Source organism: Xenorhabdus griffiniae, from assembly GCF_015163655.1.
In the GTDB taxonomy this organism is placed as follows: Bacteria; Pseudomonadota; Gammaproteobacteria; order Enterobacterales; family Enterobacteriaceae; genus Xenorhabdus; species Xenorhabdus griffiniae.
In genome coordinates this window covers 1-12,871 of the sequence record NZ_JADEUF010000022.1, presented here as the reverse complement: position 1 = coordinate 12,871, position 12,871 = coordinate 1, and the positions used below count along the sequence as shown (strand labels likewise).

The 12,871-nt window shown below is 42.7% G+C and carries 14 protein-coding genes; 12 read left to right on the top strand and 2 right to left on the bottom strand.

Annotated features, from left to right (window positions below; genetic code table 11):
* The first annotated feature begins 996 nt into the window (after positions 1-996).
* Positions 997-1,890, top strand: a complete 894-nt coding sequence (locus IQ211_RS05600; RefSeq protein ID WP_189759334.1) for a LysR family transcriptional regulator — start codon at positions 997-999, stop codon at positions 1,888-1,890.
* 400 nt (positions 1,891-2,290) lie between these two features.
* On the opposite strand, the gene IQ211_RS05595 is transcribed toward IQ211_RS05600, so the two are convergent.
* Positions 2,291-4,246: an ABC transporter ATP-binding protein gene (locus tag IQ211_RS05595; RefSeq protein WP_189759333.1), complete on the bottom strand. Its 1,956-nt coding sequence runs from the start codon at positions 4,244-4,246 to the stop codon at positions 2,291-2,293.
* Positions 4,247-4,495: 249 nt separating this feature from the next.
* Here IQ211_RS05595 and IQ211_RS05590 point away from each other — a divergent pair, with 249 nt between their 5' ends.
* Together IQ211_RS05590 and slyD are read left to right on the top strand one after the other, a co-directional pair.
* Positions 4,496-4,699 carry a YheV family putative zinc ribbon protein gene (locus tag IQ211_RS05590; protein WP_189759332.1) on the top strand — a complete coding sequence of 68 codons (204 nt, stop codon included), beginning with the start codon at positions 4,496-4,498 and terminating at the stop codon, positions 4,697-4,699.
* A 248-nt stretch (positions 4,700-4,947) separates the two neighbouring features.
* Complete coding sequence (slyD, locus tag IQ211_RS05585; RefSeq protein ID WP_189759331.1) at positions 4,948-5,484, top strand: peptidylprolyl isomerase; 537 nt, start codon at positions 4,948-4,950, stop codon at positions 5,482-5,484.
* Between the two features lie 90 nt (positions 5,485-5,574).
* On the opposite strand, the gene IQ211_RS05580 is transcribed toward slyD, so the two are convergent.
* On the bottom strand, positions 5,575-5,793 hold the full coding sequence (locus IQ211_RS05580; RefSeq protein ID WP_189759330.1) for a SlyX family protein: 219 nt from the start codon (positions 5,791-5,793) through the stop codon (positions 5,575-5,577).
* A gap of 244 nt (positions 5,794-6,037) precedes the next feature.
* Here IQ211_RS05580 and fkpA point away from each other — a divergent pair, with 244 nt between their 5' ends.
* The 9 genes from fkpA to IQ211_RS05535 form a co-directional block, all read left to right on the top strand.
* The gene (fkpA, locus tag IQ211_RS05575) at positions 6,038-6,802 is read left to right on the top strand and encodes an FKBP-type peptidyl-prolyl cis-trans isomerase (protein WP_189759329.1); all 765 of its coding nucleotides are present in this window, start codon (positions 6,038-6,040) and stop codon (positions 6,800-6,802) included.
* 482 nt (positions 6,803-7,284) lie between these two features.
* Positions 7,285-8,022, top strand: coding sequence for a helix-turn-helix transcriptional regulator (locus tag IQ211_RS05570; protein ID WP_189759328.1), 738 nt, complete (start codon positions 7,285-7,287; stop codon positions 8,020-8,022).
* Entirely contained in the window at positions 8,022-8,417 is a 396-nt protein-coding gene (gene tusD, locus IQ211_RS05565) for a sulfurtransferase complex subunit TusD (protein WP_189759327.1), read from the top strand. The genes IQ211_RS05570 and tusD overlap by 1 nt, the downstream gene beginning before the upstream one ends.
* A gap of 34 nt (positions 8,418-8,451) precedes the next feature.
* Complete coding sequence (gene tusC, locus IQ211_RS05560) at positions 8,452-8,811, top strand: sulfurtransferase complex subunit TusC (RefSeq protein WP_189759326.1); 360 nt, start codon at positions 8,452-8,454, stop codon at positions 8,809-8,811.
* A 19-nt stretch (positions 8,812-8,830) separates the two neighbouring features.
* Positions 8,831-9,118, top strand: a complete 288-nt coding sequence (tusB, locus tag IQ211_RS05555; RefSeq protein WP_189759325.1) for a sulfurtransferase complex subunit TusB — start codon at positions 8,831-8,833, stop codon at positions 9,116-9,118.
* A gap of 210 nt (positions 9,119-9,328) precedes the next feature.
* Positions 9,329-9,703 carry a 30S ribosomal protein S12 gene (gene rpsL / locus IQ211_RS05550; protein ID WP_010848548.1) on the top strand — a complete coding sequence of 125 codons (375 nt, stop codon included), beginning with the start codon at positions 9,329-9,331 and terminating at the stop codon, positions 9,701-9,703.
* Between the two features lie 98 nt (positions 9,704-9,801).
* Entirely contained in the window at positions 9,802-10,272 is a 471-nt protein-coding gene (gene rpsG, locus IQ211_RS05545; protein WP_047770766.1) for a 30S ribosomal protein S7, read from the top strand.
* A gap of 93 nt (positions 10,273-10,365) precedes the next feature.
* Entirely contained in the window at positions 10,366-12,474 is a 2,109-nt protein-coding gene (fusA, locus tag IQ211_RS05540) for an elongation factor G (protein ID WP_189759324.1), read from the top strand.
* A gap of 70 nt (positions 12,475-12,544) precedes the next feature.
* Positions 12,545-12,871, top strand: a 327-nt coding sequence (locus IQ211_RS05535) for a GTP-binding protein (RefSeq protein WP_228011612.1), incomplete at its 3' end; no start/stop codon positions are given.

Here is a 12,871-nt window from a genome sequence, read left to right as displayed (position 1 = left end):
ATATCACACGTATCTTGAAGTTAGATTGGTATACTATATTGGTCGGCAATTCGGCTCTGTTTGTATTCTTGGTGTTTTCGGTAAAAATCAACATATTTTACCCATAAAATGACATACCAATACAGAATATTCTGATATAAAAAACATCATAAACTTGTTAAGAATAAGTATATATGCCAATTGCTTTTTAAGATGTGTTTTATATCTCCCCGCTTCACGGCGAGATATAAGAAATCGCATTGATTTTCAAGCTGAAATTTAAAGTTGGATTAGAATATACGCATTAAACTTCAAGTTGCAGTTTACAACACGATATGGAATATCACCCGCATCTTGAAGTTAGATTGGTATATTGTTATTAGCAGCATACTATAAACCTGTCATTGCCTTATTGTTATTTCTTAACATTATCTCTCCTTATTAACACGTAATAAGAGTAAATGGTGAAATGACGATAAAAATAACGTATGGCTGGGTTATGAATAATGTAATGGCTGTGAACTATCTGCTGTTTGTTACATTATACGAGTAAGTCAGATATATATGCTTTTCTTTCGTTTTTCAATTGAATTATTCACACAATAATTTCACAATATGATATTTTAACTTTCAATATCGCTGGCATTTGATTTAACCGATTATCAAGAAAAGAAAAATTTTCAGTTGTGGATCTGTTTGTATGCTGTATCTCGACCATAAATATTAATGATGCTGTAGTTTTAGAGAATGAAATAGAGTGATAAATAATATGGATAACATGGAATATATTCATATTGGCAGGATAAAATTAGTTATCCATGAAATAATTTAATAGTGAAATTAAAACATAATTATAATAAATATTTTGCGAATTGTACCCTTATTAACTAACATTTTATTAGTTAACATTTTGACCATTTGACCTGATAAAACCTTTGGCAAAACACTAAGTTAAAATGCTATCACCATGAATCTGTAATGTTTTGTAGTTATTCAACAATCATTGGGCTAAAGAACATGGATATACGCAATCTTGAAGCTTTTATCGTTTTGGCTGAAACGCTTAATTATCATAAGGCTTCTGAGAGGCTTTATCTTTCTCAGCCGGCCTTGACGAAGAAAATCCACGGGTTGGAAGATATTCTTGGTGCGTCACTATTTACAAGGGGACCAAATGGAACAAGGTTGACAGATTTTGGGCAGAAGACGTTGGAAAATACCCGGAAATTTTTATCTCATTATGAACAATTCAAAAGTCAGGTTCATTTCGATTCAAAAGAGGAGATGGTCAGGCACTTATACGTTGGCTCTTGTTTTCCTATCCACAATTATTCCCAAATAGAGAATCAGATCGTGGAAAAAAAAGGGAATGTCGTGCTGTCATTGGTGACTGGACTGTCAGTTGAGCAACAGATAAATTTATTGAATGCAGGGATGTTACATGTTGCAGTGATGCCGCTATCATCTATTATTGCTCAATTAGAGGCAAAAAGGGTGTTTACGGAAAGATTGATCTATATCTTTAAAAAAGGAAGTCATCTGATATCTAGATGCAGAACAGCTTTAAGTCAGTTTGGGAACGGAGTTACTTCGACAAATTCACCAGAAAAGAAAGAGATGACTGAGTTAGCAGATTGTCTCAATGTTTTTCCTGTTTATACTGGTGACAATATGCATTTGCTATTAAAAACAAATGATATCATGTTGATAGTAGAGATGATTACAAAAAATAATGCCTATACCTGTGTACCTAAACGGATTATTCGCTCTATTCCTGAGTATTATATGAATTTTTTAGAAATCGTTGAAACGGATAAAAAAATTGATCTTGGTGTGGTATGGGCAAAATCTATAGATGAACCTTTGATTGAAGATGCTGAAAACTTTTCTGCTTTAGTTGCTAATATATAACTCATTGATTATGACTTGTTTTATACGAAATATCATTTTTTTCTTATTATAATCAAGCTTGAGGTGTAATTTGTAAAATAAATCATCGCCTGCATAATTGATGAGTTATTATTTTTTACGGTGAGTATTCTGGTTGTTTGCAAACAGGGAATAATCGGGCATTGAATGACAATACCCGATTATAAATAGCGTTTCAAAATGATAGGCGTATTCCTTACCCCGCGCGGCGCGCGGGGTAAGGAACGCCAACATCTGATACTCTCAGTATTATGAAAACCTATTTATACCAATCTCACTTTCAAGATGCGTGTGATTTCTCCCCGCAAAGCGGGGAGGCATCAAGTTTCATATCGTGTTGTAAATTGCAACTTGAAGTTTAATGCGTATGTATCTGAAAAATTTAGCTGACTCCTTGACTCGCATTAAATTCTGCTGTCATGTGTTCGAGCTGTTCCTGAATGTCTAACCATTCCATTTCAGTATCTTCCAGTTTGGATTTTGTTTGCGTTTGCTGATGCAGGCATTCAGTCAGTTCAGTTTTACGATCATGGTCGTAAAGTGTGTTGTCTGACAGCTTCTCTTCTAATTCCGTCAATGCCGTTCCCAGTTTCTCCATCTGTTTTTCAAGGGTGGCAAGCTGTTTGCGCAATGGCTGCGTTTGGTTACGGAATTCAGCTTCACGCCGTTTTTGATCTTTACGCTCTTGGGCACTGTAATTTTGAGTGCCATTCGTTGAAGATTCGGTTTCTGATTTTTCTTTTTCCTGACTATCCCGCATTTGCTGGCGTTGCAGTTCAGTGAGCCATTGCTGATAATCCTCTAAATCGCCTTTAAAAAGTTCTACTTTGCCATCATGCACCAGATAAAGCTCATCGGTTGTAGAACGCAGTAAATGTCTGTCGTGCGATACGACGACCAACGCACCTTCGAAATCAATCAGTGCTTCAGTCAATGCCTGTCTCATGTCGAGATCAAGGTGGTTGGTCGGTTCGTCAAGCAAAAGGAGGTTTGGGCGTTGCCAGACAATCAGAGCCAGTACCAAACGCGCTTTTTCACCACCGGAAAAACGTCCGCTTGGATCGGTCACTTGATCGCCTTTGAAGCCAAATCCTCCCAGATAATCCCGAAGCTGTTGCTCCGTTTCTTGGGGAGCGATTCGGGCTAAATGTTGTAATGGAGATTCATCTGCCCGCAGGTATTCCAGTTGGTGCTGTGCGAAATAACCCAGTTTAATGCCTTTTGATAAGGCAATGTCTCCGTGCTGAGGTGCCAGCTCTCCTGCCAGCAATTTGATCAGTGTGGATTTACCCGCACCATTGCGACCTAGCAGGCCGATCCGTGAACCTGGCACCAAATTTAATTTGATCGAGTTCAATACCGTTTTTTCACCGTAGCCAGCACTGACTTTATCCATGTTTAAGAGAGGATTTGGCAGGTTGTCCGGCTGGCGGAAGCTGAAATGGAAAGGGTTATCGACATGCGCGGGCGCGATAAGCTCCATACGTTCCAGCATTTTGATGCGGCTTTGTGCCTGTTTCGCTTTAGAGGCTTTGGCGCGGAAGCGGTCAATATAGCTTTGTAAATGGGCCACTTTTTCCTGTTGGCTTTGGTATAGCGCCTGTTGCTGGGCAAGTTTGGCCGCGCGTTGCCGTTCGAAGGAAGAGTAGTTACCGGTATATTCGTATAGATCTTGCTGCTCAATGTGCAGAATTTTATCGATGATTGGATCGAGAAAATCGCGATCGTGGGAAATTAGGATCAAGGTGCCGGTATAACTCTTCAACCATTTTTCCAGCCAGATAACCGCGTCCAGATCAAGGTGGTTGGTCGGTTCGTCGAGTAATAGCAAATCAGAGCGGCAGATTAACGCTTGTGCCAGGTTGAGGCGCATACGCCAACCACCAGAGAATGAACGTACCGGCTGTTCTAGCTGAATCTGGGAAAAACCTAATCCGTGCAACAAACTAGCGGCGCGGGCGCGGATTGTCCATGCCTGAATAGTATCAAGTAAACCATGAAGATGAGCTATAGCATGGCCGTCATTTTGTTCGTTGGCGATTTTGAGTTTTTGTTCCAATTGCCGGAATTCACGGTCACCATCGATGACATATTCCAATGCTGATGTTTCCAGGGCTGGCGTTTCCTGATTAACCCAAGCCAGTGCCCAGTTGTTAGGGAAGGTGACAGAGCCATTTTCAGCTTGAAGTTCATCTTTCAGTAATGCAAGCAGGGTAGATTTACCACAGCCATTTTTACCAACTAATCCGACTTTTTGTCCAGGATTGATGGTTGCGTTGGCGTTATCCAGCAGGATGCGAATGCCACGACGGATTTGCAGTGAAGAGAAAACAATCATAGATGCCGTCTATATATAATGTGTTAAGTTAATTAATAGTTAGATTTATATATCCTTCATCTTTCAAGTTGCTGCTTTGTTGACTGCGTTCCCCATACCAATCGTATATTGATATGCATAGTGGCCGTTGATGCGTATAGTGATCGATGTGCCGCAATTTGAAAGCTATTGGGTATATGTATGCAATTTTAAGTGTCTGGTGTGCATGGTAGCGGAAAATAGAGGTTCTGACACGTCTTAGGGGGAATTATGTCAATTAGTCGTAAGCGTTTTATTGCAGGAGCGGTTTGTCCGAAATGCCAATCACAGGATACGCTGGCAATGTGGCAGGAGAATAAGGTTGATGTTGTTGAATGTGTCCATTGTGGTCATATACAGCGGCAGACGGATGAAGCTGTCACCTCGCATGTCAGAGAGCAGGAACAGGTCATTGGCATCTTTACACCACAGTAACTCAATACATATACGCATTAAACTTCAAGCTGCAATTTACAACACGATATGAAACCTGATTTCTCCCCGCTTCGCGGGGAGAAATTACATGCATCTTGAAGTGAGATTGGTATATACAACGAATTGTGGATAAATTTTGCTATTGCCTAGGTACAGTAACGTAGAATTCCGTTACAATTGGCAGCATTTTTTTAAGCAGTAAAAATTTTCCCTCACGGGTTTTTCCCCTCGGGTATGTAGGAGTTGTCATGAAAGTAGCAAAAGACTTGGTGGTCAGCCTGGCTTATCAAGTAAGAACAGAAGACGGTGTTTTAGTTGATGAGTCCTCGGTGAGCGCACCGTTAGACTATCTGCATGGCCGTGGTTCTCTGATCAGCGGATTAGAGAAAGCACTGGAAGGCCGTGAGGTGGGTGAACGTTTTGATGTGAGCGTAGAAGCAGCAGATGCATACGGTCAGTATGATGACAACTTGGTTCAGCGTGCACCAAAAGATGTGTTTGTTGGTGTTGATGATCTTCAAGTTGGTATGCGTTTCCTGGCTGACACAGATCAGGGGCCTATTCCAGTAGAAATCACTGCGATAGAAGGTGATGAAGTAGTTGTTGATGCGAACCACATGCTGGCTGGCCAGAATCTGAAATTCAATGTTGAAATTGTTGCGATCCGCGAAGCAACCGAAGAAGAATTGGCTCATGGCCATGTACATGGTCAGGGTGGCTGTGGTGATCACCACCATGATCACGATCACGGTGACCATGGATGCTGCGGTGGTAGCTGCCATTAAGATTTAAGCAGAAAAAGGGAAGCGGGTTTTAAGCTTCTCTTTTTTATTTTGCGTTTAGCCTTCCCTGGCAGCGAACTTCCCTGATGAATATCAGTAATGGGGGGGCGGTGTTTCTTCAGAAAGTGGTGCAATGATGGATGTTTGGTGGTTTTTTAGACGCTCAGTAATTAATTTTAGTTGTTCTTTCAATCTGTCAGTTTCGATCTGTTGCTTTATCACTTCCTGATTCAATGCTTCAATGGTGGCTTCTTGATAAGCAAGCTTGGTTTCTAGTTGTTCAAATCTTCGTTCAAATTCAGATAACTCCATTATCTTTCCTCCTGCCTCTGAATCAATTAATTTAAATGACGAACCGATAATTCGATCAAGATGCCACTATAATGCACATATATCCAATGAAATAGGATCTCACGAAACCTCTTTGCTTTAATGTTGTCTCAACGATTTTTATGGCAAGGTATAGCAAATATTGTCATTGGTTTCCTTAGGCGGTTATAGTAAACGTTATGACCTATGCTGATGGTAACCCCACCCAAACTTATTGGAGAATAGGATGAAATCATTGTTTAAAACAACTCTGCTGGCAACAACTCTAGCGGTGGCATTTAGCGTACCTTCGGTTTTGGCTGCTAACACCGAAACCAAAGACGAAGTAAAACTAAATAATGCTTTTAAAACAGCAGAACAGCAAAATTCTTATGCTCTGGGTGCTTCTTTGGGAGGCTACATGGCCAACTCATTGCAAGAGCAGAAAACGCTCGGTATCAATATAGAAAAAGAACAGTTGCTGGCCGGTGTTGAAGATGCATTAAATAATAAAGCCAAACTGACGGACAAAGAAATTCAGGAAACTTTGAAGGCCTTTGAATCTAAAGTGAAAAGTGCTGCCTTGGCCAAGGTAGAAAAAGAAGCCAGTGAAAATGGTGAAAAAGGGGCTAAATATCGCAAAGAGTTTGCTAAGCAAGCGGGTGTAGTGGAAACCAAAACCGGGCTGCTTTACAAAATTGAAAAAGAGGGTACTGGTAACGCACCTAAAGAGACTGATACTGTCGTTGTTAACTACAAAGGTTCTTTGATTGATGGTCAGGTTTTTGACAGCTCTTATGACCGTAAAGAGCCTCTGACAATTCGTTTGGACAGTGTTATTCCGGGTTGGAGAGAAGGTATACAGCATGTGAAGAAGGGGGGGGAAATCACATTAGTTATTCCTCCTAAGCTAGCTTATGATCAGGCAAATTTACCTAAAATTCCAGCTAACTCCACTTTAGTTTTCAATGTTGAATTACTGGATATTAAGCCTGCTGCTAAGGCAAAATAATTCCTGTAATTAAAAGATATTTGCAGGGGCTTGAGGCTCCTGCTTTATCATACATTTCTTCCACCTTTCGATTTGCTGCTGATATTTATCACTATTTGATTAGTAATTAGTAATAAGCATGGAAAGAATAATAAATTTATTTGCTTATTATTTCCCACGGTATTAAATGGGATATTGCTTTCCGTATTTCAGGTGGATTCGGCATAAAGCTGTGATAGAACCCTGCGCTATACTCAGCAAGAGCTTGACGGCAGTTCAATGTGGTTTTAACGTCACTATTCTGAATAGTCCGAATAGAATATAGAACAAATATTTTAACCTTTTGTTTTTTTGAGCTTATCACATAAGGCTATTTAACTTGCTTGTAACAACAGGTAGTTATCGAAGTAGTTGATGCTGAGTTGCAGTAATATGATTTTATAATAAATCTTGCCCTGGTGTTTTTGTGAGGCAAAGTCAGAATTTGAAGGATGGTGTATTACATGTCTACCCCACTATTAATTGGTGATAATATCTCAACTGATAACAGTGATATTGATTTACTGGAAAACCAACCGTTTAGTGAAATTGATCACGAAATTTTAAAATCTTACGAAGCTGCTGTTGATGGCCTGGCTATGTTGATTGGTGGGCATTGTGAAATAGTTCTTCATTCACTGGAAGATCTTAAATGTTCAGCCGTCAGAATAGCTAATGGCGAGCATACAGGGCGTAAAATTGGCTCTCCGATTACTGATCTGGCGTTGCGAATGTTGCATGATATTACGGATGAAGACAGTAGCGTTTCCAGGGCGTATTTCACACGGGCTAAAAGTGGCTCGTTGATGAAATCTGTCACGATTGCTATCCGCAATCGTCAGCGTCGAGTCATTGGGCTTTTGTGCATCAATATGAACCTTGATGTGCCTTTCTCTGAAATTATTCAGACCTTTATCCCAGAAAAAACCCATGAAGTTGCTTCAAACGTCAATTTTGCCTCTTCCGTGGATGATCTGGTCGCACAAACGCTGGAATTTACTATTGAAGAAGTGAATGCTGATCGCAATGTTTCCAATAATGCGAAAAACAGACAGGTAGTGCTGAACCTTTATGAGAAAGGTATCTTTGATATTAAAGATGCCATCAATCAGGTCGCTGATCGTTTGAATATCTCCAAGCATACGGTATACCTCTATATTCGCCAGTTTAAAAATGGTGAATGTGCGGGTTCGGAGAAGTAATGTCGTCACTGTCTTATTGTTTGCTGGTCACTGGGCCAGCTTACGGTACTCAACAAGCCAGCAGTGCTTACCAATTTGCTCAGGCGCTGATCGCCTCAGGTCATAAACTGCATAGCGTGTTTTTTTATCGCGAAGGTGTCCAAAACGGCAATCAATTGGTTGCCCCTGCCAATGATGAGTTTGATTTGGTCAAAGCCTGGCAGATATTGGCAGTCCAACATCAATTCGATCTGTTTATTTGTGTTGCCGCGGCATTGCGCCGTGGTATCGTAGATGAACAACAAGCCCGTGAATTGAATCTACCCGCTGCTAATTTAGCTGAAGGGTTTGAGCTTAGTGGATTGGGATCGTTAGCGGAAGCCATGATGCTATGTGATCGTGTCATACAATTTTAGCGCTGGTTAGGTTTGGGAATCTTCGTGGGTATCGATGAAAAAAATTGCCTTTGTTTTTACTGAAGCTCCTCACGGCTCTTCTGCCGGTAGGGAAGGGTTGGATGCACTGCTTGCGACGTCAGCATTGACTGAACAGATCGGTGTATTCTTTATTTCTGATGGCGTATTTCAATTACTGTCTGATCAGCAGCCGGATAAAATCCTGGCTCGTGACTACATCTCAACCTTTAAAGTTTTGCCGCTTTATGACATTGATAAATGTTACGTTTGTCTGGATGATCTGGTGATGCGAGGAGGCAGTCCAGCCAGCAATTTTGTGCTGGAAGCTGAATTTCTTTCTGCCGCAACAATCCGAAAATTGTTGGCGGGCTATGATTTTGTGTTGAAATTTTAATCTATTTCAGGCAGGTAACATGTTATATACTGTCAGTCGCTCACCTTACCATGACGACTTCAATGCAATGCTTGGTCTTGTATCTGATACTGATGATGTTCTATTGATGCAAAATGGAGTGTTATTGGGTATCAATGATAACCGTTATTTGGCTGAGTTATTCCGTACCGGGGCAGGCATTTATGTTTTGAAGGAAGATCTCAATGCACGTGGGCTGATTGAACAGATTTCAGACCGTGTAAGGGTGATTGATTACAATGGTTTTGTTAGTTTAACGGTAAAACATCAGCAAAATTTTGCCTGGTAGATGTGAATGGCACTTTTCAGTAACTTTACCCGCTCAGCGCTTTACCAGTAGTACCTTACCGATATTATTTTGCCGATATAGAAAAACTGTATATTTCTTGACACCTCGTCAAGTCAGCAATAAAATTCCGCGTCCTCTTGTTTTGTCATAATGACAGAGAGAGGATAAAATCCGTGTTTACGAAGCAAAAAACCAGGAGCTTTTTTAATAATGGCAACTATTAATCAGCTGGTTCGCAAATCTCGTAGCTCGAAAGTTGTGAAAAGCAACGTTCCTGCTCTGGAAGCTTGCCCGCAAAAACGTGGCGTATGTACTCGTGTATATACCACCACTCCTAAAAAACCAAACTCCGCACTGCGTAAAGTATGCCGTGTGCGTTTGACTAACGGTTACGAAGTTTCTTCCTACATCGGTGGTGAAGGCCACAACCTGCAGGAACACTCCGTTATCCTGATCCGTGGCGGTCGTGTTAAAGACTTGCCAGGTGTGCGTTACCACACCGTTCGCGGCGCTCTGGACTGTGCCGGTGTTAAAGACCGTAAACAAGGTCGTTCTAAGTACGGTGTGAAGAAGCCAAAGGCTTAATGGTTCTCCGTTAAGTAAGGCCAAACATTTTTCACATTAATGTCAAAATAAACTCGTAGAGTTTTGGACAACCCTGAAATTCGAAACGGAGTATTTCCATGCCACGTCGTCGTGTAATTGGTCAACGTAAAATTCTGCCAGATCCAAAGTTCGGATCTGAACTGCTGGCCAAATTTGTAAATATCCTGATGGTAGACGGTAAAAAGTCTGTCGCAGAAGCAATTGTATATGGTGCGCTTGAGACCCTGGCTCAGCGTTCTGGTAAAGATCATCTGGAAGCATTCGAGCTGGCACTGGATAACGTGCGCCCGACTGTCGAAGTTAAGTCCCGCCGTGTTGGTGGTTCTACTTATCAGGTTCCAGTTGAAGTTCGTCCGGTTCGTCGTAATGCTCTGGCAATGCGTTGGATCGTTGAAGCTGCTCGTAAACGCGGTGATAAGTCCATGGCTCTGCGCCTGGCAAATGAATTATCTGATGCGGCTGAAAATAAAGGCGCTGCTGTGAAGAAACGTGAAGACGTTCACCGTATGGCAGAAGCTAACAAGGCGTTCGCACACTACCGTTGGTAATCCCCTATTGGGTATTTCATCGGCAGTGAATATGTTCCGGGTGGCTGTCTGGCTACCCGTTCTCTAAATTGAACGCCCACGAGAGAGGAAAAAATGGCTCGTAAAACCCCTATAACTCGTTACCGTAATATCGGTATCAGTGCGCACATTGACGCGGGTAAAACCACTACCACCGAACGTATTCTGTTCTACACTGGTGTAAGCCACAAGATCGGTGAAGTTCATGATGGCGCTGCTACTATGGACTGGATGGAGCAGGAACAAGAACGTGGTATTACCATCACGTCTGCTGCGACTACCGCATTCTGGTCTGGTATGGCTAAGCAGTATGAGCCACACCGTGTCAACATCATCGACACCCCAGGCCACGTTGACTTCACTATCGAAGTAGAACGTTCCATGCGTGTTCTTGACGGTGCAGTAATGGTTTACTGTGCAGTTGGTGGTGTTCAGCCACAGTCTGAAACTGTATGGCGTCAGGCGAACAAATATAACGTTCCACGTATCGCGTTCGTTAACAAAATGGACCGTATGGGTGCGAACTTCCTGCGCGTTGTTGAGCAGATCAAAACTCGTCTGGCTGCCAACCCTGTTCCTCTGCAATTGGCAATCGGCGCAGAAGATACCTTCACCGGTGTTATTGATTTGCTGAAAATGAAAGCAATCAACTGGAACGACGAAGATCAGGGTATTACCTTCGAATACGAAGATATCCCGGCTGACATGCTTGAGCAGGCTCAGGAATGGCATCAAAACCTGATCGAATCCGCAGCAGAAGCATCAGAAGATCTGATGGATAAATACCTGGGCGGTGAAGAGCTGACTGAAGAAGAAATCAAGGCAGCTCTGCGTAAGCGTGTTCTGGCTAACGAAATTATCCTGGTTACCTGTGGTTCTGCATTTAAGAACAAAGGTGTTCAGGCAATGCTGGATGCAGTTGTTGAATATCTGCCAGCGCCAACGGACGTTGAATCCATCAAAGGTATGCTGCCAGACGGTAAAGACACTCCAGCAGAACGCCACTCCAGCGATGAAGAGCCGTTCTCTGCACTGGCGTTTAAAATCGCGACTGACCCATTTGTGGGTAACTTGACGTTCTTCCGCGTTTACTCTGGTGTGGTTAACTCTGGTGACACCGTACTGAACCCGGTAAAAGACAAAAAAGAACGTTTTGGCCGTATCGTTCAGATGCACGCTAACAAACGTGAAGAAATTAAAGAAGTCCGTGCAGGCGACATCGCTGCTGCTATCGGTCTGAAAGATGTAACCACTGGTGATACTCTCTGTGACCTGACCGCCCCAATCATTCTGGAGCGCATGGAATTCCCAGAGCCAGTTATCTCTGTTGCTATCGAGCCAAAAACTAAAGCTGACCAAGAAAAAATGGGTATCGCTTTAGGCCGTCTGGCTCAGGAAGACCCATCTTTCCGCGTGAGCAGTGATGAAGAGTCTGGTCAGACTATCATCGCAGGTATGGGTGAGCTGCACCTCGACGTTCTGGTTGACCGTATGCGTCGTGAATTCAACGTTGAAGCGAACGTAGGTAAACCTCAGGTTGCTTACCGTGAAACCATTCGTGCTTCTGTTGAGCAGGAAGGTAAACACGCTAAACAGTCCGGTGGTCGTGGTCAGTACGGTCACGTTTGGCTACGTATCGAGCCTCTGGAAGCCGGTGGTGCTGGTTACGAATTCGCGAACGAAATCGTTGGTGGTGTTGTTCCTAAAGAATACATCCCAGGTGTTGACAAAGGCGTTCAGGAACAGCTGAAGAGCGGTGTTCTGGCTGGTTACCCAATCGTTGACGTTAAAGTTGCCCTGTTCGATGGTTCTTACCATGACGTTGACTCTTCAGAAATCGCCTTTAAAATTGCTGCATCCATGGCATTTAAAGAAGGCTTCATGAAAGCGAAACCAGTTCTGCTGGAACCTATCATGAAAGTTGAAGTGGAAACACCAGAAGATTACATGGGTGACGTCATCGGTGACCTGAACCGTCGCCGTGGTATGATCGATGGTATGGATGATATAGCTACGGGCAAAATTGTTCGTGCTCAAGTACCATTGTCTGAAATGTTTGGTTATGCTACTGACCTGCGTTCTCAGACCCAAGGTCGTGCTTCTTACTCCATGGAGTTCTTGAAGTACAACGAAGCGCCTAGCAACGTCGCTCAGGCTATTATCGAAGCTCGTAAATCTAGATAAGTTTTCGAGTTTACTATCTTTTTGGCTCCCTCATCTTTGTGACGGGGGAGCGGTATTAAGGAATAGAGTCGTGTCTAAAGAAAAGTTTGAACGTTCCAAACCGCACGTTAACGTTGGTACTATCGGCCACGTTGACCACGGTAAAACTACCCTGACTGCTGCAATCACTACTGTTTTGGCAAAAACTTACGGCGGTAGCGCGCGTGCATTCGACCAGATCGATAACGCACCAGAAGAAAAAGCGCGTGGTATCACCATTTCTACTTCTCACGTAGAGTACGATACTCCAACTCGCCACTACGCACACGTTGACTGCCCAGGCCACGCCGACTACGTGAAAAACATGATCACCGGTGCTGCTCAGATGGACGGCGCGATCCTGGTAGTTGCTGCAACT